The following is a 22405-nucleotide window of genomic DNA, read 5'->3' as shown; positions in this document are numbered from 1 at the left end:
GACTAAAACAGGAAAGCCGGTTTAACGGGCTTTCATCTACCTCATTAACTTCTCTTTGTGAAAGTAGCAATTGTACATGAGTGGTTTGTAAATTATTCTGGATCAGAGAGAGTCATTGAGCAACTGCTGCATATTTACCCAGATGCCAGCCTATTTGCTGTAATAGATTTCATGCCTGAGCCACTCAGGAAGCATATCTTCGGCAAGCCGGTCACTACTACTTTCATCCAAAACCTTCCCTTCGCCAAGAACCATTACAGAAATTATTTATTCTTAATGCCCCTGGCCATAGAGCAGTTAGATGTGTCTAGCTTTGACGTGGTTATTTCCAGCAGCCATGCGGTGGCCAAAGGCGTACTTACCCATGCAAACCAACTGCATATCTGCTATTGCCACTCCCCTGCCCGTTACGCCTGGGATCTGTACCACCAGTACCTGGCAGAAGCTGGCCTAACCACCGGGCTAAAAGGCTTTTTGGCCAAAATGATCTTACACCGTTTCCGGATATGGGATGTGAGCACGGCCAACCGGGTAGATTACTTCATTGCCAACTCCAACTACATTGCCCGCCGAATTAAGAAAGCCTACGCCCGGGAGGCTACCGTGATCTACCCGCCGGTAGAAGTAGAGAAATTTGGCCTCATTGCCCAGAAGGAAGACTTTTACCTGACTGCCTCCCGCTTGGTGCCTTACAAGCGGATAGACTTGATAGTGGAAGCTTTTAACGGCATGCCTGAAAAAAAACTGGTAGTCATTGGAGAAGGGCCCGATTACGATAAAATCAAGGCCAAGGCGCAGGCAAACGTTCTCATGTTAGGGTACCAACCTTTTGCCGTGTTAAAGGATTACATGCAGCGGGCCAAAGCCTTTGTTTTTGCCGCCGAGGAAGACTTTGGCATTACCCCCGTAGAGGCCCAGGCCTGCGGCACGCCGGTCATTGCCTACGGGAAAGGCGGTGCCCTGGAAACCGTTACCTCAGAAACAGGAATATTCTTTCCTCACCAAACCAAAGAAGCCATTCAGGAGGCGGTTGCCCAATTCGAGCAAAATCATCTTACCTTTGACAAATCAATTATTTGTAAAAAGTCGGTCAGGTTTAACAGTGAGCGGTTTACGGAGCAGATAAAACAGTTTGTTTTAGAAAAATACCATGAATTTCAGCAAACCGCTCAAAGATAGGCTGGTATCCGGAGCAGGTCTCATCCCCTTCCTTATTTATGCCCATGCCATCTTTTTGCCCCTGCGGTTCAATGCAAAGGCCCCGGTTTTCATAGCCCTGCTTTTGGTTTTCGGGTACCAGCAATTTCAAGGGAAAAAACGCCTTATTAAGACCCTTTTCAAAAGTCCCTTCTCTTGGTTTATAGGTGCTTATTTCCTGCTTTGCCTGTTATCCGTTTTGTGGAGTGAGGACCTTTCCGCGGGTTTTAGGTTCTCCCTTTTACAGGTATCCTTGCCACTTTTGCCCCTGGTGTATTACCAACAGTTAAATCAACGCCAGGTTAAAATAACCCTGCACCTTTTCATGGGCAGTTGCTTTCTACTTTGCCTGTATTCTCTGGGGGTAGTGTTGGGGAGTTATTTAAGGGAGTTTCCGGGGCACGTATACATTTTCTCTGATCCTGGCCTCTGGAAGGTGGTGGACTGGACGTACATCTCCTATTTCCTGCCCCAAAAAATTGACTTTCACGCGCCTTTCTTCAGTTTGTATATTGGCGTTTGCCTGATCATCTCTTCTTACTACCTGTACACTGCTTTTCCGGGAGAGAGTAATAAAAGATGGCTCTTCTACTTTTTTTTATGCATTTTCTTTCTGGCTTTCCAGGGGTTGCTAGCCTCCCGAACAGCCTTAGTGGCCACGGTTTTGGTAATTTCTCTGGCGGGAGTTTATACCGCCGTGGAAGCCAAAAAATATGCGTTGGTGGGCGCGGTGTTGCTATTTACCTTCGGGTTGGGTTATGTATTGTATGAGAATGTCAGCTACCTTCAAATCAAGTTAAGCAGCAAGGCCGGCTTTTCAGAAAGAGCCTTCATTTGGAATGTGGCCCGCGACCTTCTGCAGGAAAACCCCGTCACGGGTGTGGGGATTGGCGACCGGCAGAACCGTTTAATGGAAGCCTATGAGGCAATGCACTTCCAAGAGGGCCTTGCCTTGGAATTGAATGCCCACAACCAGTTTCTGGATACGGGTGTGGCCCTTGGTTTTCCGGGCATGGCTCTGTTCTTTGCCATGCTGCTCAGCTCCTTGGTATTTGCTTTCCGGAAGGGCAATTACATTCTCTTCTGTTCTGTGCTTACCATAGGGTTATGTTGTATCACAGAATCCATTTTTCAGCGGCAGGACGGCGTCTTACTATTCTCCTTTGTAGTCGCTTTGCTACAGTTCGCCCCAAAAAGAGAAGAAGAGGTGCCCTCTAATTCCTAAGCAACTTATCAGGCAACCTCTGCCTAGCCTGAAGAAGAAAAGGTTATTCTAAGATCCAGTTTCCTTAGCGGGGCGTTTTGAGGGTGTTTTTGGAAAAACGGGGGTAAAACAGAAATCGCTTGACGGGTGAAGGGCGTCCTTTCGCATGGCTGAATTTGCTATCTTCGCGGTTCAGAATAAAACCTATGAGCAAAGAAAAACCTTCCATCCCCAAGGGCACCCGTGATTTCGGGCCGGCCACGGTGGTGAAACGCAATCATATCTTCTCCGTTATCAAGCGCACCTTTGAGAAATTCGGCTTCCTGCCCCTGGAAACCCCGGCCATGGAAAACCTCTCGGTGCTCACCGGTAAGTACGGCGACGAGGGGGACCAACTTATCTTCAAAATCCTCAACTCCGGTGATTTCCTGAGCAAGGTTTCTACTCAGGACCTGGAAGCCGGCTACAAGCCACTGACCCGCAAAATCTCTGAGAAAGCCCTGCGCTATGACCTTACCGTGCCCTTTGCGCGCTACGTGGTCATGAACCGCAATGAGATTGCCTTCCCTTTCAAACGCTACCAAATTCAGCCCGTATGGCGCGCCGACCGTCCGCAACGGGGCCGTTACCGGGAGTTCTACCAATGTGATGCCGATGTAGTGGGCACTAATTCCCTGCTCTGCGAAGCTGAGATCATTCTTATGATGGACGAGGTACTGAGCACCCTAGGGCTAGATGATTTCACCATAAAGTTTAACCATCGAGGTTTACTATCCGGCATGGCCGAGGTGATTGGCGCCAAAGGAAGAGAAGCGGACCTATGCGTGGCCATTGACAAATTAGACAAAGTAGGCCAGGAAGCGGTAAACGAGGAACTGAGACAGAAGGGTATCTCGGAAGACGCCATCACCCAACTGCAGCCCATCCTGGGCCTTTCCGGGAACGTGCTTGATTTACTTCCCCAATTAGACCAATTGATGGAAGGCTCGTCTGAAGGCCAGCGTGGGGTGCAGGACATTCGACAAATGCTCTCGTTCCTGGAAAGTTTTCAATTGAAAAACGCCAAGGTAGAATTAGATGTGACTTTAGCCCGGGGCCTCTCCTATTACACTGGCTGTATCTTTGAGGTGAAGGTGAACAACGTGCAGATGGGCAGTATCAGCGGCGGTGGCCGCTATGATAACCTCACGGGGATGTTCGGGTTGCCTGGTGTTTCTGGGGTAGGTTTCTCCTTCGGGGTAGACCGTATCTTTGACGTCTTGGAAGAACTCAGCCTGTTCCCACAGGAAAGCCAGACCATTACGCAGGTACTCATTGCCAACTTTGATGAAGCCTCTATGCGGTACGCCCTGCCAGTGTTACAGCAGTTGCGCGCCGCGGGCATCTCTACGGAGCTTTACCCGGAGTCTGCCAAACTGAAAAAGCAGATGACGTACGCAGACCAGAAACAGATCCCCTATGTACTGTTGATTGGTTCAGAGGAAATGGCCAGTGGCTTGCTGAATCTGCGGAACATGCGCTCTGGTGAGCAGCAAAGCCTTACCTTAGAGCAGATCCTTCAAACATTATCCCCAACCACTTAAAATGGCCCAGCAGCACCTTATTTCTCCCCAACCCCTATCCCTGGCGCAGATAAAACAGGTGCTGCAGGGCTCCACGCAACTGGCCCTTTCTGGGGAAGCCCAGCAACGGGTAGAGCGGGCGCATACCTTTCTCCACCAGCACCTCAAAAACGCCCAGAAGCCAGTGTACGGGATAAACACCGGGTTCGGGGCGCTCTGCAATACCACTATCTCCAATGAGAACCTGGAGACCCTACAACGCAACCTCATGATGTCACATGCCTGTGGCACCGGCGAGGAGGTACCGCAGGAGGTGGTAAAACTGATGCTGTTTTTAAAGGCCCAGTCCTTGGCCTACGGGCACAGCGGAGTACAGTTAACCACGCTGCAACGGCTGCTCACCTTCTTTAACCGCGATATTTTCCCGGTGGTCTACCAGCAGGGCTCTTTGGGCGCCAGCGGCGATCTGGCTCCTTTGGCCCACCTTTGCCTTCCGCTCATTGGCTTAGGCGAAGTACGGTTCCAGGACTTTAAACTCCAGGGCCATGAAGTGCTGGATATTTTCAGTTGGGAGCCCATTAAACTACAGGCCAAGGAAGGGCTAGCGTTGTTGAATGGTACCCAGTTAATGTCGGCATACGGGGCTATTATCTGCCTTAGGGCCCGGCAGGTTTCCCTGGCCGCCGATTTTCTGGCGGCTCTCTCACTGGAAGCGTTTGATGGCTTGCAGGCACCGTTCTCCCCTGAGATCCATCGCATCCGGCCCCACGCCGGGCAGGTGAAGACAGCGGAAAGGATTCTGCAGATTTTGGCTGGCAGCCAGCTCCAGCAGCAACCCAAAGCCCAGGTGCAAGACCCCTATTCGTTTAGATGCGTGCCCCAGGTTCACGGCGCCAGCCTGGATGTCCTGACATACGCCGAGCAGGTCTTTACCACCGAGGTGAACGCCGTGACCGACAACCCCAACGTTTTCCCTGACGAGGACTTGATTCTTTCAGGAGGCAATTTCCACGGGCAGCCCCTGGCTTTGGCGCTGGATTTCTTAAGCATCGCCCTGGCGGAATGGGGAAGTATTTCAGAGCGCCGCACCTACCAGTTGATCTCCGGGCAACGGGGCCTGCCTCAGTTCCTGATCCAGGAGCCTGGCCTCAATTCCGGGTTCATGATTCCGCAATACACGGCCGCCTCTATCGTTAGCCAGAATAAACAGCTTTGCACGCCCGCAAGCGTGGACTCCATTGTGTCTTCTAACGGCCAGGAAGACCACGTAAGCATGGGCGCCAACGGGGCCACTAAGGCCTATCAGGTGGTGCAGAACGTGGAGCGTATTTTGGCCATTGAATTGATGACCGCCGTGCAGGCCCTGGAGTTTAGAAGGCCCTTGCAGACCTCTCCGGCATTGGAGAAACTAGTGGCCGCTTACCGGGCCCAGGTACCCGCCCTGGAACACGACCGGGTACTGCAGCCCGATATAGAAAAGAGCATCAGGTTTATCAGGGAGTTTCCGTTTGAGAATTTATTGGCGTGAGAAAATTTGGAGGATTTCTGCTTTTCTGGCTAGCCGGGGCACTCTTTTCTGGAGCGCACGGTCAATGCTTTTTAGCGTATAATCCCCAGAACCAACCCGTGGAGACCTTCTGCGTGGGAGAACAAATTACCTTCAAAGACAACAGTGGCCAGACCAACGTGGCTGAGTTCTATGACTTTGACAACCGCAATGGGCTTGATTTCTCTGCTAAACAAACCTCCCATACCTTTAACGCGCCGGGTACTTATGTGGTCACCCAATTGGCCAATGGGTTTAACCAATGTCCGCGCACCTTCACGGTAAAGGCGGCCGCCCCTCCCTCTGCCCCCGTTCTGGAAAAAATAACGCTCCAGGCCTCCGCTCTTCAAATTCAGACCAGCGGAGTCAATGACCTGGTAGTAGAACGCGCTTCCTCTTCTGCCGGACCATTTACGGTACTGCAAACCTTGTCCAACGTACCTACCGGGAGAAGCCAGCATACAATAAACATTCCCAATCCTACTGGCTGCTTCCGGGTACGGGTCACCAACATCTGCTCGGGCCGCGAGGATATTTTCTCTAATACCGTTTGCGCCCAAAGCCTAATCGTTACTGCCGGAGACCGCCGTAATCAGCTTTCCTGGTCAATGAATGAAAGCCCCGGGAGCGTAGTGAACTATCAGGTTTTGCGGGGCGGCCAACCCTACCAAAACCTGCCCGGTACCCAAACTTCCTTCACAGATGCCCAGGTATCCTGCGGCCGGGTGTATTCCTACCAGGTAGTGGCGCTGCTCCAGAACAGCTCACAAAGCGCCTCTCTGCCGGTGCAGGTAGAAACTAAAGGAACCACGCCCCCCGCAGCGCCTTTCTTGCTGACCAGCTTTGACCTGCAAAATCGGGTAACGCTCCAAACCATGGTTCCCGCCCAGGAAACCTTCAAAGAACAGACCATCTACCGAAGCCAGAGCAACGGCGTTTTAAGCCTGTTTTCAGAAAAACAGCCTCAAAACGCACTTGATGCCACTGCCGGTAATCTGTCAGGTCCTTTATGTTACCAGGTTTCTTATACAGATTCCTGCCAATTGGTGTCACCGCACAGCAATGTGGGATGTCCCGTCGTTTTAACTGCTGCCTTACAGGCCAACGGGGCGGTGCAGCTGAACTGGAATGCGTATGAAGGCTTTCCCTCTGGCGTGGGCCGCCAGACGCTGGAATTGGTCAATGAGCAGGGAGAAGTGTACTGGAGCCAGACGGTAACCGGAAATAGTTTCCTGGATGCGCAGCCGCAGAAAACCTTCCAAAGGCTTAGGTATCGCCTGCTTTCCGTTTCTCAGGATGGGTTCTATCAAAGCTATTCCAGCACCGCCACCCTTGACCAGGGCTTCCAGTTCCACTTCCCTACGGCCTTTACCCCCAACCAGGACGGCCTGAATGACATCTTCCGGGCCGTGGGTGCCCCCTTTGCCTCCAGCTTTCACTTGCAGGTACTCAACCGCTGGGGTCAGGTGGTTTTTGAAAGCAAAGACCTCAAACAAGGCTGGGACGGTACGTATGCCGGTAAGCCCGCGCCGCCAGAGACGTACCTTTATCGGTTTGAGGCCACAGACGTGAATGGGAAAAAGGTGACCAGCAAAGGCACCGTGACCTTACTTCGGTAGCCATTTCTATCCAAAAGGCACTTTCCTGTTTTGGGCCCGTTTTTCCAAAAACAGGCTTAAAACGGAATTCAATTATCTCTTCCCTGAACTTCCTGACTTATTCTGCCTGTCAACTTTCCTTGAAATAGGTTACTTTTGGCCCAGGCAAAGGAATTGGCCCCTGAAAATATCTCTGGGGCTGTTTTTGCCGTTATGCCAGTAAACCTATAAAGAGAAGCGCTTATGTTTGACATGATGGGAATGATGAATAAGGTGAAGGAAATGCAGGCCAAAATGAAAGAGGCCCAGGACAACCTTCGTCACATCACTGTTTCTGCCGAAGCCGGCGGAGGCATGGTGAAAGCCACCGCCAGCGGTGACCGCCGCCTGTTGAAAGTAGAGTTTGATGAAACCCTCATGAACCCCGCCGATAAAGAAATGCTGGCCGATTTAGTGGTGGCTGCCGTGAACAAAGCCATGGACGAGGCCGGCGAACGCGGCAAAGAGGAAATCAAGAAACAAACCGCCGGCATGATGCCTAATATCCCAGGACTAGACCTGAGCAACTTTGGCTTATAATTTGGAAAAAGTGGCGGTGGTCATCCTTAACTGGAACGGCCGCCGTTGGTTAGAGCATTTTTTACCCAGCGTGCTGGAACACAGCGCCGGGGCCCAACTAGTGGTGGCAGACAATGCCTCCTCAGATGACTCTGTGGGTTTCCTCCGGGAACATTACCCCCAGATCAGACTCATTCAGTTACCAGAGAATTACGGGTTCTGTGAAGGGTATAACCAGGCGCTTCGGCAGGTAGAAGCAACGTATTACGTGCTCCTAAACTCAGACGTGCAGGTAACTCCTAACTGGCTTACCCCAATGGTGGATTTGCTGGAGAAAGAGCCTTCCATTGCCGCCTGTCAGCCTAAAATCAAATCATTTCTGCAGCCTACCCACTTTGAGTACGCCGGCGCCGCTGGAGGTTTCCTGGATGCGTATGGCTACCCGTTTTGCCGCGGACGCTTGTTTGATACGGTGGAGGAAGACAAGGGGCAGTATGATGACGTGGTTCCGGTTTTCTGGGCCACGGGAGCCTGCCTTTTCATCAGGGCCAGTGCCTATTGGCAAGCCGGGGGCCTGGAGAAGGAATTCTTTGCGCACATGGAGGAGATTGACCTTTGCTGGCGCCTGCAGAACCTGGGTTACCAGATCTATTACCACGGCGGTAGCACGGTGTACCACGTGGGCGGCGGAACCCTGCCCAAGGCAAATCCCAGAAAAACGTTTCTAAATTTCAGGAACGGCGTAGCCCTGCTTTACAGAAACCTGGCGCCTAAAGAATTGAATAGAATCCTGTATACCAGAATGATTCTGGATGGTGTGGCTGCGGGGCAATACATGTTAAAGGGAGATTTCAAGCAGGTAAACGCCATCTGGCGGGCGCACCGGGCCTTTTTCAAACAGAAAAGTGAATGGGCAAATCAGCAGCAAGAAACCATTGAGAAAAAGCCCACAGCCCAGCTCACCGGCTGGTACCCAGAAAGCGTGGTTTGGCAGTACTTTATAAAAGGAAAAAAGACGTTTAAGAGCTTAAACGTCCCAGACAGTGCTGCGCTCTCTTCTTAAGTGTTTTCTGATATTGAGCCAAAAAGCCAGTACCAGGTACACCAATACCGGTGACCCAAACGTTAAGAAAGATAAATAAATAAACGAAAGGCGAATGCTACTGGTAGCCAACCCTAATTTCTCCCCTAATTTGGTACATACCCCAAAGGCTTGGCTTTCCAGGAAAAGTTGAACTTGTTTCATATTCTGAAAAGTTAAACGTCTAAGATAAATAAAATCACAATTTCTACCGTAACTTTCCCATTCCAATGGTAGTCTCTTACTTGGACTAGGTAACGTTGGTATACGGCTCATTATTATATTTAGATATGCCTTCAGTTTTCTCTACTGCGCGTACCTGTCATTATATTGCTATTTTCTGCCTTTTTCTGCTCTCCACCGGCTGTACTTTGCCCCGCATGGCCAGAAAAGCAGAGCGCGGCCAAAAGATCACCGTGCAGCCCGAGGTCCTCATAGTAAGAGGTGACCAGGTACCGGTAGAAGTGGCCGCCCAATTGCCCCGTGACCTGCTGCGCAAAGGCTACCGGTACGGCATCAGAATCTACTACAAGGCAGACAAAGGCGTAGAGGAACACGTTGGCTCTCTGGGCTTTGACTTCGGGAATTACTTGTATGAAGACGGTAAACCCACCATGCAAAGTTCCTTCTCGTTTCCCTATACTCCCTCTAAAATCACCGGCAACCTCATGGCGCAAGGAGTAGTGTCAGATGCCAAAGGTCGGAAAAAATACACCAAGGCCAAGGTATTGGCCCCGGGCATCTTGACCACGCCCCATCTTATCCAGACGATTCATGCCCCGGCTTATGTGCCGGAAGTGTTCAAGAACGAGGCGCCAGGCCCCATCAGCTTCCCCATCTTTTTTGACCAGGGGCTGGCCACGCTTCGGCACGGGTATGGCACCAACCTGCAATTGCTGGAGGAATTCATCAAGTCCAACCAGAAAACCAAAAAAATAAGCATTCTGGCCACCCACTCCCCTGACGCCACGGAGACCACCACCCGCAACCTGGCCGCCCGCCGGGCTCAGGCCGTGGAGCGCTTCATCAAGCAGAAAATAGAGACCGAGGTCTATACCAACAAGGTATCAGACATAAAGTTTGAGCTGAAAACGATCCAACAGAACTGGGACGCGTTCCTGGGACGCGTGCAGAACTCGGCGCTGCCTGAGGACCAGGTCCAGCAGATTCTGGACATTGTCAACGGCACCGGCTCCTTCTCAGAGAAAGAGAAGCAATTGCAGGAACTCCCCGCCTATGAGTACTTGGAGATGTACGTCTACCCCGTGCTACGCTACACCAACGTGACCGTAGACTACGTACCCAACCTGCGCCGCGACTATGAAATTTACCTGCTTTCCAAGAAGATTGTAGAGAACCGGGCCAACGCCGATGCCCTCAATGCCGAGGAAATGCAATACGCCGCCTCGCTCACTCCACTGTTAGCCGAGAAACGGAAAATCTATGAGTCGGCGGTGGAGACATACATGAACTGGCAATCTTTGAACAACCTGGGCATGGTGTTCTATGAGCAGGCCCAGAAAGAATTGAAGCCGAAGGTGAAGAGTGCCCTGCTGGCCAGCGCCGCCCTTAACCTCAAGTATGCCGCCCACCGCAAGCCTACGGCCCAGCAATTCTATAACCTGGCCGTGGCTCACCACCAACGCGGCGATGCCCTGGAGGCCTTGCAGGCGTATGATTACGCTGTCCGCATTGGCGGCCCGCTGCCCATTCTGCAACAGGTGTTCACTGATAAGGCCGCCTTGGAACTTAGCGTGGGCCAATATGACGACGCTGCCGGCAGCCTGGCCTACGCCGGTTCCAGCTACGCCGCCCAGTTCAACCGCATGCTTTTGTATTTCCTGAAAGAGAACTATGAAGGCGCCGCCGGTTTCGGGGAGAAACTCTTGCAGGAATACCCAGACGATGCCAACACCCATTACCTCATGGCCGTGATAGGGGCCCGAACTCAAAAAGAACCCCTGCTTACCCAACACCTCAAGCAAGCCATCAAGGCCAAACCAACCCTGGCCGCCAAGGCCATTGACGACCTGGAATTTAAGAAGTACCACAAATCTGAGGCGTTTGCCAACGCGCTTAAGCCCTAAAAAGCAGCTGTTTTAGGCTTATTTTCTGGAAAACAGGCTTAAAACAGCCTGCCTTTGCACTTACTTGCCCTCAAAGCCAGATGCGTTTTTTTATTTGTGCCTGATGTCTTAATTTTACCCCTTAGATAGACGAAGATAAATCTTACTATGCGAACCATACAATTCAGAGAGGCATTGCGTGAGGCAATGAGCGAAGAAATGCGCCGCGACCCAAAGGTGTTCCTGATGGGCGAGGAAGTTGCCGAGTACAACGGTGCCTACAAAGTAAGCCAGGGCATGCTGGATGAGTTTGGCCCCGAGCGCGTGATTGATACGCCTATTGCTGAACTTGGCTTTGCCGGGATTGGCGTAGGTGCCGCTATCAATGGCCTTCGCCCCATCATTGAGTTCATGACCTTCAACTTCTCTCTGGTTGCCATTGACCAGGTGATCAATTCGGCCGCCAAGATTATGTCTATGTCCGGCGGACAGTACTCTGCCCCTATGGTGTTCAGAGGCCCTACCGGTAATGCCGGTATGCTGTCTTCCCAGCACTCCCAGAACTTTGAGAACTGGTACGCCAACACCCCAGGCCTTAAGGTAGTGGTTCCCTCTAACCCTTATGACGCCAAAGGCCTCTTGAAATCAGCCATCCGTGACAATGACCCGGTGATCTTCATGGAGTCTGAACTGATGTACGGTGACAAAGGAGAAGTTCCGGAAGAAGAATACCTGATTCCCATCGGCGTAGCCGATACCAAGCGCGCCGGTAAAGACGTGACTATTGTTTCCTTCGGGAAGATGATGAAAGTGGCCCTGCAGGCCGCTGAAGAACTAGCTAAAGACGGTGTAGAGGCCGAGGTGATTGACCTGCGTTCTGTGCGCCCTATTGACTATAACGCCATTCTGGAATCTGTGAAGAAAACCAACCGTTTGGTGGTAGTGGAAGAAGCGTGGCCACTGGCCTCTATCTCTTCTGAGATTGCCTTCAACGTGCAGCACAACGCCTTTGACTACCTGGATGCCCCGGTAAAACGCGTTACCTGCCGCGACGTTCCATTGCCTTACGCCCCTACATTGATTGAGGCTTCCTTGCCCAACGTGAAGCGCGTAATTGAGGCCGTTAAATCTGTAACCTACGCCAAAGCGTAAGCAAATACACACAACTGAATACAAGAGCCGACCGTTTTCTATGGGCGGCTCTTGTGCTTTCAGGCGTTTTAAGCCTGTTTTTCTAAAAACTGCCGTAAACCAGTATAACCCAACACCATTAAAGTGAAAGCAAAACTCCTTCCTGCCGCACTATTGGCCCTCTTGCTTGTGGGCTGCGAAGAAACCTCTGAGTTACAGGAGGTGGAATTGCCGGTGGCAGCTGTGCAAACGGCCGGGTTCCCCAAGGCAGCGGTGAGAGTAGATACTACGCTTAGCTTAAAGGTGCTGTTCCAGCCTGCTAACGGCTGTGGCCGTTTCTCCCGCGCTGATTCGGTTAAAACCGACAAAGTCACCGAAATTAAGCTTTTTGCCGCTTACCCCACCCAAGAAATGAATGCGGTGTGCACAGACGTGGCTAAACTGAATACCGTCACCTTTAATTATAGGACCACCACGCCGGGTAAGCACTATTTCAGGTTCTGGCAAGCCGAAGGCAAATACCTGGAAGAAGTGGTGGAAGTGAAATAAAGGGCTGGGTTCGGAAATAAAAGTCTGCTATTGCCACCACCGCCAGTTTTCCCAAAGAAGCATAACAAGAAAAGATTACCGCTTCAAAACTCCTATTCTCTACCCCCTTTATAATGTGAATTCAATTGGGCAATGAGTGTGAGTAAATCCTGTTTTAAGCCCGTTTTTCAGAAAACATGCCTAAAACGGTCGCGCTTAGTTTAGGGTAAGTCGGGCAATATAATGTGCGTCTTCTTCCTGCAAAAGAAGTTCGGCGGTGAAGCCAGCCTCCTGAGCATATTGCTGCAGCAGGTTGAAATCTATGAATAGCCACGGAAAGGCGGCTCCCCGCTGGCCTTCAAATTCCATCATGTAGGTCATTTCACCGTAGTAGGCCCCATTTAAGTCTAACAGGACAGACCCATCCTCTTCCTCATATAAGTACAGTATATCAGAAGACTCCAAGATGATTTGCCCGCCCGGGGCCAGCCAGGCTTTACAGACCTCCAGAAAATGCGGCAACCCTTCTATGGTACCGGCTATGCCAATCCCATTCATGAGCAGCAGTAACGTATCATAAGGGCTAGCGGGCAAAGTGAAGAAATCTCCGGCCACTACCTGCTTAACACCGCGCGCTTTCTGCACGGCGCAGGCCCGGTCAGAAATATCAAGGGCTGTTACTTCTACTCCCGTCGCCTGCAGCGCCAGGGCATGAGAACCAGCCCCGGCCCCTACGTCCAGAACCCTTCCATGGGCTTGGGTCAGGGCAAATTGTTCCCGTTCCGGCATCTCCTGGGGTTCCCGGAAAAGATAGGCGGCCGGCAACTCATCCGGCTCCATCTGGTCTGAATACACCACTACCGCCGCCTCTTTATTGCCGTTCCAATACGCCTCAATGGCCAAGCCCATGGGATCTTCCTGTTGTACTACCATGTTATCTGATTTTTAAAGCTCCAAAGGTACACAATATGCCTGTACGGAGTGGGTTTCCTGTTGTACTCCCATGCCTGACCAATTGGATATCCCGACTAAAAAGTATTTTAAACGGGCAAAAGAAGGGTTTCATCGAAATTAAGGACAAGGCAAACTTATTCTATGCCAACTTGGGGTAGACTTTGGCTTCTTTTCAGCTAAGGCCAGAGTGGGCTGCCGTTTTGGGTTGCGGGCAAGAGATGAAAGGCTGCACCACGTACGTCTGATGTGATAAGGCATCCTGTCTGGACCCCTGAAAATAACGCGGCCAGAGGAAGATGCTTTGCCGGCAAAGGTTATCTTTGGGAAGAACCAAGTCATGGCCGGTTTCGCACGGGCTTACTAGCAATGAAATTAATTACCACCATTTATATAGCCATAGGTTTTATACTGGCCATGTTCTGCATTGTAACCATTGGTTATGTGCAGCAAACCCAGAACGTGCGGCATAATATTGAAAGTGTGCTTTCCACTACCAATGTCATCAAAGAAGCAGAGGCGGCTCAGCGGTTTATGCTGGACATGGAGACGGGTTTGCGGGGGTATTTGCTCACCGGGAAACAGCCCTTCCTGGAGCCTTTCTATGAAGGGCAACACCGTCTGGTGCAAAGCATAGACCGGTTAGATTCCATGACGGCTCAAAATGCTACTCAAAATCAATTATTGGCCCAGATTAAAACTGAGGTTTTCAAGTGGGAGAATGAGTTTGCGGCCCCTTTAATTGAAGGGAAAAGAAACGAGAACCTCCACCCTGAGAATGAAGCCTACTATGATTCCTTGTTTAATGCCACTGCGCAGCAAGGAACCGGCAAAAACATTATGGACCAGGCTAGAAACACCATCAGGAAAATACGGCGGGAGGAAGAGCGCATCAAGAATGAACGGGTAGCCAATACAGACCAATCCCTGATCAGGACCAATGAAGTAGCCATTGGCCTTACCCTTATGGCAATTATCACCGGGGTGCTTACGGCGGTTATTCTAGGCAAAACCATTAAAAGAAGGTTCAGGAAGATGAATAACCTGGCTTTGAGCATTGCCAACGGGGAATATGATGTTACCCTGGAGGATGACCGGAAAGATGAAATCAGCACGCTTACCAAGTCTTTGAACATTATGGCGATAAAGCTGCAGAACAGTTTTACCCATTTAACCAAGATGAACAGCGAGCTGGATCAGTTTGCCTACGTGGTATCCCATGACTTGAAAGCCCCCCTGCGGGCCATCAACAATTTGGCAGAATGGATCAGTGAAGACATGACCAATGAAGCCCCGGAGATCCATAAGAACCTGGCAATTCTACGGGGCCGGGTACAACGCATGGAAAACCTGATCAACGGTATTCTGGATTACTCGCGTATAGGCCGCAAGGAACTACCCCTCACCACGTTCTCTGTACAAGAGGTCTTACGGGAAACCCTGGAGAATCTGGCCCCGCCCGCTTCTTTTAAGATAGTCACCCCCACCGTACTGCCTGCCATTACCGGAGAGCGCACCCTCTTTTACCAGGTGCTGTCTAATTTGCTCAGCAACGCCTTTAAATACCACCACTCCTCACAAGGGCGAGTGGAGGTGAGTTACCAGGACCTTCCGGACTTTTTCCAGTTTCAGGTTCATGACGATGGCCCCGGCATCCCGAAGGAATACCACTCCAAAATCTTTAAGATTTTCCAGACCATGGAATCCCGTGATGTCAAAGAAAGCACGGGGGTAGGCCTTTCCATTGTTAAAAAGATCATAGAGGAAAAAGGCGGTCGCATCTGGGTGGAATCTGATAGAGCCCAAGGCACCACGTTTCTATTTACCTGGCCTAAAGTGACTGCCACTGTACCTAACCCCAACCTCATGCGCCCATGAAGGAACAAAAGATACCCTGTCAGCAACAACTGGAGAACCTTCAGCACGAATTTGACGAGTTTGCCTATATAGTATCACATGACCTGAAAGGGCCGCTACGTGCCATCAACAACCTTTCCGGCTGGATCAGCGAAGACCTGGGCGATGACCTGGAGGAGGATATAAAGCATAACATCCAGTTGCTGCAAAACCGGACCGAGCGTCTGGAGCGGATGATCAATGCCTTGCTGGTCTATTCCAGAATTGCCCGTTTTGAGATGGACCTAAAAGAAGTGAACGTGGGAGAATTGGTGCAGCAGGTAGCTGACGGCCTTCATAAAACCCAGCCTTTTACCCTGCACCTGGGCTCCCTCCCTACTCTGCACACGTATGCCAAAAAACTGGAAACGGTTTTCAGCCACCTCCTGCAGAATGCCGTAAGGTTCAATGACCACCCCCAGCCCCAAGTGTGGATAGAATCACAGACCACAGAAGAATTTGTCACCTTTACCGTTAAAGACAATGGTATAGGCATTTCTGAGGATGCCCTGGAGAAAATCTTTAAGATATTCTACACCGTGCAGCCCAAAGACCAGCAGGAAACCCTGGGTATGGGCCTGACCATGACCAGAAAGATCCTGCAGGTAGTAGGCGGTTCTGTGACAGTGCAGTCTGAGAAAGACATGGGTACGGTGGTTACCGTTTTTTGGCCTTTGCTCCCCTCCTTGGCCAACCCTACAAAAGAAGAATAACTAGCGCACACAATATTAGCAGCAAGGAGAGAATTCAGCCTTTCATAAGGCCCCTCCTTTTCAGCACAAACTAGTAAAATGGAAGAGAAAGTAGTAAATATCCTGTTGGTAGAAGATGACGAAGTTGACATTATGAATGTGCAGCGGGCCTTCAGGAAAAACAACATTAACAATCCTTTGCATATCGCCAATAATGGGCTGGAGGCCTTGGAGATGCTGCGGTCTGGCACCATTTCTATGCCCCCCATCATCATTCTGGACATTAACATGCCCAAGATGAACGGCATTGAGTTCTTGCAGGAAATACGCAAAGACCCGGTGCTCAACCGCATTAGTGTCTTTGTGATGACCACCTCCAATGAAGACAGCGACAAGATAAAAGCCTATAACCTCAACGTGGCCGGGTACATCCTAAAACCCCTTTCCTTTGAGAAATTTGTGTCGGCGGTGGCTACCCTTGATCGGTACTGGAAATTATGTGAGCGTCCTTAATTACCAAATTTTTATTAGTTTAGAGCAAGAACTAGCGCCCCTTGAAAAACAGAGAAGCCCATATCTTACTAGTGGAAAATGACCCACAAGTGGTCTCCAACCTGCTGCACGCCTTCAAGGCGCTGGGAATAGATAACCCCGTGCACGTGGTCACCAACTGCAGGGAGGCCCTGGAAAGGGTACAGGGAAAAGGGGATGCCGCGCTCTCCCCTATTCCTAAAATCATTCTGCTGGATCTGGACCTTCCTGAAATGAACGGCCTTCATGTCTTAGAGGCCCTCAGAAAAGAGGCTAAATGGCGGGCCAGTTGCGTCTTTGTGATTACTGGCTCCAGCACCAACCAGCAGATACTGCAAGCCTATGATTTCAATGTGGCGGGCTTTATCAAAAAGCCCGTGCAGTACGCCTCTATCCAGGAAATGGTGGCTACCTTACAGTCCTACTGGAACCTGATAGAACTACCTAATTAAATTCCCTCTCCCGGTCCAAACTTGGTGCGCACTTTGGGAAAAAGCCTTACAGAATTACCTCATTATCCCCTCCCCCTATGGAGCCTTCCGTAAAACTTCTGATTGTAGATGACGATGAGGTAGACCGCATGATAATTCAGCGGTCTCTGCGGACGGCGCAAGTGGCTGCAGACATCCAAACGGCCACGCTGGGGGCTGAAGCCCTATCTGCCCTGGAGCAAACCACCTTTGATTTCATTTTTATTGACTTCATGCTCCCAGACATGAACGGGCTGGAACTGCTTCAACAGATAAGGGAGAGAGGCATCACCACCCCCGTACAGGTAGTAACCTCCCAAGGAGACGAACGCATTGCCGTGGAGGCTATGAAAACCGGCGCCTCAGATTACCTGCCCAAAACCTTACTCACCCCCGAGGGAATTTCCCAGAGCATTAGAAACGCCGTTCGCCTGCATAAGATTGAGCAGGAACGCCTTCATACCCAGGAGCAATTAATCAAGACCCAGAAACAACTTGACACGGTGATTAACGGGGCACCCATAATTTTATGGGCCGTAGACCAGGAAGGCATTTTTACCATGGCCCGCGGGAAAGGCCTGTCTTTGATTGGCCGCCAGGAACAGGAATCCGTAGGTACTTCCTTGTTTGAGGCCTATAGTGAATTCCAGCCTGTACTGACCTGCGCCCGCCGGACCCTCCAGGGCCACCCCTCCACGTGCACCGTTAACATAAGAGGCACCTGGTTTGACTGCCTGTTCCTGCCCCAGCTAAATGCCAACCAAGAAGTAACCGGCATGATTGGGGTGAGTTATGACATTACCCCGCGCATAGAAATTGAGGAGGAACTAAAGAAGGCGAAAGATCAAGCATTGACCATGGCCCAGATTAAGGAGCAGTTCCTTGCCAACATGAGCCATGAGATCAGGACTCCCATGAACGGGATTGTAGGGCTCACCGAAGTCTTGGCCAAAACCCAACTTACAAAAAACCAGAAAGAATACCTGCAGGGCATCCAGACCTCGGCCAACAACCTCATGGTTATCATCAATGACCTGCTGGATTTCTCTAAAATTGAAGCGGGCAAGGTAACCTTTGAGGTGATTCCCTTTGAATTGAAACCCCTCCTGAAACAGCTACTTACCATTCTGGAGATACAGGCCAAAGACCACAAAAACTCCTTAAAGCTGTTATTTGACGAAGAAATCCCCCCCTTCCTTGCCGGTGACCCTTTTAGGCTAAGCCAAATCCTGAATAACCTTTTAGGCAATGCCCTTAAGTTCACAGAAAACGGCGTAGTGCGGTTACAGGTGGAGGTGGTGGCCCAAGAGGAGGAAACGCTGCAGATAGAGTTTACCGTGCAAGACACCGGCATCGGGATTCAGAAAGATAAACTGGACACTATTTTTGAGAAATTCACCCAGGGCAGCACAGATACCACCAGGCGTTTTGGCGGCACCGGTCTGGGCCTTTCCATTGCCAAAGAACTAATTGAAGTGCAGGGCGGCCAAATTGCCGTTGCCAGCGAGCCGGGTAAAGGCAGTACATTCCGGTTTGTGCTTCCTTTCAGAAAAACGGCCCCAAAACCCGAATCATTCCTCCCGGGGCAGGCCCTGGAAAAATACACCCACCTGCAGCAGGCTCATGTTCTACTGGCAGAAGACAACAAGGTAAACCAAATGCTGGTGCACCAGGTCTTACAAGAGCACAACATGCACGTGACAACCGTCACAAACGGGCAGCAGGTGCTTGAATTGCTTCAACGGGAGGCATTTGACCTTATCTTAATGGACATGCAGATGCCTTTGATGGATGGCTATGAAACCATGCAATACATCAGAGAGCAGATGCCGGCCCAGAAAGACATACCTATCATAGCGCTTACGGCCCACACTTCCCCGGGGCAGGTCCAGAAGTGCCTTTCGGCCGGGGCCGATGCCTATGTCTCCAAACCGTTTAAAGCCGAAGAATTACTCAAGGAAATTTCTGCCTTGTTGAAGGCAAAGGATCTCAATAGCCAACCTGTACCCGTAATAGAAGCTGAGGAAGAACCTCTACAGGTCAACCTTTCCTACCTACAGGATTTCGCGAATGGCAACATTGAGTTCATGCTGGATATCCTTACGCTATTCATGAACCAGACGCCCGGGCTTATCCAGGAACTGGCCCGCGCCGTGGCCCTTTCCAACTGGGCTGAGACCCGCACCATTGCCCATAAAATAAAGCCTTCTTTGTCATTGGTGGGCATCTGGCAATTAGAAGAAGTCAACGCTACCATTGAGCAGTCGGCCTTGAACCAAACCAACCTGGAGCAACTCCCTGCGCTGGTCCAAAAGATGAAGTCCCTCTTTCAGGAGGCAGTTTTTGCTTTGAAAGAGGAAGTACAGGCGCTCAAGAAACAGAAAAAAGGGCTTAAAAGATAAATGGGCCCGCAGGTAAAAGGCTCTTTGCACCCAAGCTCCACCATCCCTAACGATAGAAAAGGCCATGCACCCTTCCCTAATACCATATTTTAACCAATTAGAGCAACAACGGCAGGAATTCAGCGCCTGGGTAGCCAATGCTCCTGCTTCTCAGCAGATGCAGTCACCGGGCCCGGGCCAATGGTCTGCGGCGAAGGTCTTGTATCATCTGGCGGAGATTGACCGTTTGGTGGTGACGGCGCTGCAGAAAAGAATGGCCAGCCCCAAACCCCTGCGGCCTTACCGTTGGGGAACACAGATTAGGGGTTTCCTTTTAAACCTATTCCTAAAGCTTCCTATTAAATTTAAGGCTCCGGCCGTGGTACAGGAAATGCCGGCTCAAGTGGTGGTTGCAAATGTCATTCAGGAATGGAAAGAGACCCGCAACCAACTGCAAACCTTCCTCGCTCAATATAAACCGGAAAACCTTGACAAGGAGGTCTTTTTCCACCCCAGATCTGGGATGCTCACTCTTTCTCAGACGCTGAGGTTTATGGTAGAGCACACCGAACACCACCGCCGGCAGATGAAGAGGCTTCTTTCTTAACGGTAGTTGCTTATCTTTGCGGCCCTTTTGCCGTATTACCCCAAAACTACCTTCACCATAAAACACTGCCCGCTATGCCTGATGCTACCTCCTCCAAAGAAACCTTTATGCGCGAAGCCATCCGGCTTTCCATTGACAAAATGAAAGAGGGCAAAGGCGGTCCCTTTGGCGCGGTCATCGTGAAGGACGGCCAGATTGTTGCCCGTGGCTTCAACAACGTCACTTCCAGCAATGACCCCACGGCGCACGCCGAGGTGGATGCCATAAGAAAAGCCTGCCAGGCCCTAGGAACTTTCCAACTCACCGGCTGCGAGCTCTACACCAGTTGCGAGCCCTGCCCCATGTGCCTGGGCGCCATCTACTGGGCCCGCCCCGACCGCGTCTTCTATGGTAACACCAAGGCAGACGCCGCCGCCATTGGGTTTGATGACGCCTTTATTTACGAGGAACTGGAACTACCCCTGCACGCCCGGTCCCTGCCCATGGAGCAACTCCTGCCGGAAGAAGCCTTAGAAGGTTTCAAGGAATGGGAAAAGCTGGAAGGCAAGACGGAATACTAATTTGTGTTTCCCGTTTCAAGCCTGTTTTTAGCAAAACTGCCCTAAACTAAAAATGCCTTAAAAGGCAAGGCACGGCAACAGCAGATCACAAATTCCTATCAGGCAACGAAAAACCAGCTCTAGAAAAATTAGCCTGCGCCTTAAGTCACAGTGGTTTGACAGAAGAGGCCATAGGCATTAGTAACTGTTTTGGGCCTGTTTTCCTAAAAACAGGCCCAAAACGAAAGAAGCCCGAACTTGAAGGTTCGGGCTTCTTCTATATCAAGCAATTGACAATAGACAATCAGCAATTAAAAATTACCGACGGCCCATCATGCTGCCAAGTTTGGCCAGGCCGCCTTTGGTTCCTGCCATTTTGTTCATGCTCTTCATCATCTTGCGCATGTCATTGAACTGCTTCATGAGGTTGTTTACCTGCTGAATAGTCGTTCCAGAGCCTTTAGCGATACGGTTCCGGCGGCTGCCGCTGATCATATCTGGGTTCTGGCGCTCTTCCTTGGTCATGGACTTGATGATGGCCTCAATAGGGGCAAATGCGCTTTCGTCAATGTCCACGTCTTTCAGCATCTTGCTTACGCCAGGAATCATGCCCACCAGGTCTTTGATATCCCCCATGCGTTTGATCTGCTCCAACTGTGACAGGAAGTCATCAAAGTTGAACTGGTTTTTGCGGATGTTCTTGTTGATCCGTTTGGCCTCGTCCTCGTCAAAGGTCTGCTGCGCGCGCTCCACCAGGGAGATCACGTCCCCCATACCCAAGATACGCTGGGCCATACGGTCTGGGTAGAATAGATCCAGCGCCTCCATTTTCTCACCGGTAGAGATAAACTTGATAGGCTTCTCTACTACGGCTCTAATGGAAAGGGCGGCGCCACCTCTTGAGTCACCGTCTAGCTTGGTCAAGACCACGCCATCAAAATTGATGCGCTCATTAAAGGTTTTGGCGGTATTCACCGCATCCTGGCCGGTCATGGAGTCTACCACAAACAAGGTCTCGGTTGGCTTGATGGCCTCCTTGATGTTGTAAATCTCTTTCATCATGGCCTCGTCAACGGCCAAACGACCGGCGGTGTCAATGATAACTACTTTCTTGCCGGTCTTCTTGGCGTGCTCTACGGCGTTGCGGGCAATAGACACCGGGTCTTTAGACTCGCGCTCCGCGAAGAACTCCACCCCTACCTGCTCGGCTAATACGCTCAACTGGTCAATAGCTGCCGGACGGTATACGTCACAGGCTGCTACCAGAACACCTTTGCCTTGTTTCTTTAGGTAGTTGGCCAGTTTACCGGTAAAGGTGGTTTTACCCGAACCTTGCAGGCCGGCAATCAGGATAATGGCCGGAGAACCGGTGATGTTGATGTCTTTTTTCTCACCACCCATCAACTCGGTGAGCTCTTCGTGCACAATTTTCACCATCAGTTGGCCCGGTGATACGGCAATCAGAACGTCGCGGCCCATGGCCTCGTCCTTGATTTTGTCGGTCACGGTCTTGGCCACCTTGTAGTTCACGTCGGCGTCAACTAAGGCGCGGCGAACTTCTTTGATGGTTTGGGCAACGTTGATTTCGGTGATGCTGCCCTGGCCCTTCAGGGTTTTGAAGGCGCGGTCCAGCTTGGTACTTAAATTCTCAAACATGCGTGGTATATGACTGAGTGAATGTTTTTTCTAAGACTAACAAAGACAAAAATACGCAGAAATTGCGGAAGTTCAGCATCTTTTAGCCAGACCTGCGTATATTCGGCGGTAACTATACTGTTGTTTCTGCCGGTGTGTTTCAGGCCCGTTTTCCTGAAAACACATCAAAACCAGTTTCTGTTCGTTTCAACTTTACAAGAAAGACTGCACG

Annotated in this window: 20 protein-coding genes; 17 read left to right on the top strand and 3 right to left on the bottom strand. The window is 50.9% G+C overall.

Annotation, left to right across the window (positions count from 1 at the left end; translation table 11 throughout):
- Positions 1–57: 57 nt before the first annotated feature.
- The 7 genes from ACYVJQ_RS07740 (at position 58) to ACYVJQ_RS07710 (ending at position 8728) form a co-directional block, all read left to right on the top strand.
- Positions 58–1179, top strand: a complete 1122-nt coding sequence (locus ACYVJQ_RS07740) for a glycosyltransferase family 4 protein (protein ID WP_460892501.1) — start codon at positions 58–60, stop codon at positions 1177–1179.
- Positions 1151–2422: an O-antigen ligase family protein gene (locus ACYVJQ_RS07735; RefSeq protein ID WP_460892500.1), complete on the top strand. Its 1272-nt coding sequence runs from the start codon at positions 1151–1153 to the stop codon at positions 2420–2422. The genes ACYVJQ_RS07740 and ACYVJQ_RS07735 overlap by 29 nt, the downstream gene beginning before the upstream one ends.
- Before the next feature lie 185 nt (positions 2423–2607).
- Entirely contained in the window at positions 2608–3984 is a 1377-nt protein-coding gene (gene hisS, locus ACYVJQ_RS07730) for a histidine--tRNA ligase (RefSeq protein WP_460892499.1), read from the top strand.
- Between the two features lies 1 nt (position 3985).
- Positions 3986–5491 (top strand): histidine ammonia-lyase, encoded by a 1506-nt coding sequence (hutH, locus tag ACYVJQ_RS07725; RefSeq protein ID WP_460892498.1) that lies wholly within the window; start codon positions 3986–3988, stop codon positions 5489–5491.
- A gap of 98 nt (positions 5492–5589) precedes the next feature.
- Positions 5590–7128 carry a T9SS type B sorting domain-containing protein gene (locus ACYVJQ_RS07720; protein ID WP_460892497.1) on the top strand — a complete coding sequence of 513 codons (1539 nt, stop codon included), beginning with the start codon at positions 5590–5592 and terminating at the stop codon, positions 7126–7128.
- Positions 7129–7350: 222 nt separating this feature from the next.
- Positions 7351–7686, top strand: a complete 336-nt coding sequence (locus ACYVJQ_RS07715) for a YbaB/EbfC family nucleoid-associated protein (protein WP_460892496.1) — start codon at positions 7351–7353, stop codon at positions 7684–7686.
- Positions 7676–8728: a glycosyltransferase family 2 protein gene (locus ACYVJQ_RS07710; RefSeq protein ID WP_460892495.1), complete on the top strand. Its 1053-nt coding sequence runs from the start codon at positions 7676–7678 to the stop codon at positions 8726–8728. The genes ACYVJQ_RS07715 and ACYVJQ_RS07710 overlap by 11 nt, the downstream gene beginning before the upstream one ends.
- Here the strand turns inward: ACYVJQ_RS07710 and ACYVJQ_RS07705 are convergent.
- On the bottom strand, positions 8693–8911 hold the full coding sequence (locus ACYVJQ_RS07705; protein WP_460892494.1) for a PspC domain-containing protein: 219 nt from the start codon (positions 8909–8911) through the stop codon (positions 8693–8695). The genes ACYVJQ_RS07710 and ACYVJQ_RS07705 overlap by 36 nt on opposite strands.
- 125 nt (positions 8912–9036) lie before the next feature.
- Between ACYVJQ_RS07705 and ACYVJQ_RS07700 the strand changes: the two genes are divergently transcribed.
- The 3 genes from ACYVJQ_RS07700 (at position 9037) to ACYVJQ_RS07690 (ending at position 12492) form a co-directional block, all read left to right on the top strand.
- Complete coding sequence (locus ACYVJQ_RS07700) at positions 9037–10833, top strand: tetratricopeptide repeat protein (RefSeq protein ID WP_460892493.1); 1797 nt, start codon at positions 9037–9039, stop codon at positions 10831–10833.
- Positions 10834–10980: 147 nt separating this feature from the next.
- The gene (locus tag ACYVJQ_RS07695) at positions 10981–11964 is read left to right on the top strand and encodes a pyruvate dehydrogenase complex E1 component subunit beta (protein ID WP_460892492.1); all 984 of its coding nucleotides are present in this window, start codon (positions 10981–10983) and stop codon (positions 11962–11964) included.
- Positions 11965–12087: 123 nt separating this feature from the next.
- Complete coding sequence (locus ACYVJQ_RS07690; protein WP_460892491.1) at positions 12088–12492, top strand: hypothetical protein; 405 nt, start codon at positions 12088–12090, stop codon at positions 12490–12492.
- 195 nt (positions 12493–12687) lie between these two features.
- Here the strand turns inward: ACYVJQ_RS07690 and ACYVJQ_RS07685 are convergent, their stop codons facing one another.
- Positions 12688–13404 (bottom strand): class I SAM-dependent methyltransferase, encoded by a 717-nt coding sequence (locus ACYVJQ_RS07685; RefSeq protein ID WP_460892490.1) that lies wholly within the window; start codon positions 13402–13404, stop codon positions 12688–12690.
- Between the two features lie 387 nt (positions 13405–13791).
- Between ACYVJQ_RS07685 and ACYVJQ_RS07680 the strand changes: the two genes are divergently transcribed.
- From ACYVJQ_RS07680 to ACYVJQ_RS07650, 7 genes are all read left to right on the top strand, one after another.
- On the top strand, positions 13792–15300 hold the full coding sequence (locus ACYVJQ_RS07680; protein WP_460892489.1) for a sensor histidine kinase: 1509 nt from the start codon (positions 13792–13794) through the stop codon (positions 15298–15300).
- On the top strand, positions 15297–16031 hold the full coding sequence (locus ACYVJQ_RS07675) for a sensor histidine kinase (RefSeq protein WP_460892488.1): 735 nt from the start codon (positions 15297–15299) through the stop codon (positions 16029–16031). The genes ACYVJQ_RS07680 and ACYVJQ_RS07675 overlap by 4 nt, the downstream gene beginning before the upstream one ends.
- A 78-nt stretch (positions 16032–16109) precedes the next feature.
- On the top strand, positions 16110–16523 hold the full coding sequence (locus tag ACYVJQ_RS07670) for a response regulator (RefSeq protein ID WP_460892487.1): 414 nt from the start codon (positions 16110–16112) through the stop codon (positions 16521–16523).
- Between the two features lie 41 nt (positions 16524–16564).
- On the top strand, positions 16565–16993 hold the full coding sequence (locus ACYVJQ_RS07665; RefSeq protein ID WP_460892486.1) for a response regulator: 429 nt from the start codon (positions 16565–16567) through the stop codon (positions 16991–16993).
- A gap of 77 nt (positions 16994–17070) precedes the next feature.
- On the top strand, positions 17071–19413 hold the full coding sequence (locus ACYVJQ_RS07660; RefSeq protein WP_460892485.1) for a response regulator: 2343 nt from the start codon (positions 17071–17073) through the stop codon (positions 19411–19413).
- Positions 19414–19477: 64 nt separating this feature from the next.
- Positions 19478–19999, top strand: coding sequence for a DinB family protein (locus ACYVJQ_RS07655; RefSeq protein WP_460892484.1), 522 nt, complete (start codon positions 19478–19480; stop codon positions 19997–19999).
- 74 nt (positions 20000–20073) lie between these two features.
- Entirely contained in the window at positions 20074–20559 is a 486-nt protein-coding gene (locus tag ACYVJQ_RS07650; RefSeq protein ID WP_460892483.1) for a nucleoside deaminase, read from the top strand.
- A gap of 297 nt (positions 20560–20856) precedes the next feature.
- Here ACYVJQ_RS07650 and ffh read toward each other — a convergent pair whose 3' ends face one another.
- Positions 20857–22194 carry a signal recognition particle protein gene (gene ffh / locus ACYVJQ_RS07645; RefSeq protein WP_460892482.1) on the bottom strand — a complete coding sequence of 446 codons (1338 nt, stop codon included), beginning with the start codon at positions 22192–22194 and terminating at the stop codon, positions 20857–20859.
- Between the last annotated feature and the right edge of the window lie 211 nt (positions 22195–22405).

It is taken from the genome of Rufibacter soli (assembly GCF_054781795.1).
The sequence above is the reverse complement of the archived record's forward strand: the minus strand, read 5'-3'. Positions and strand labels throughout refer to the sequence as shown.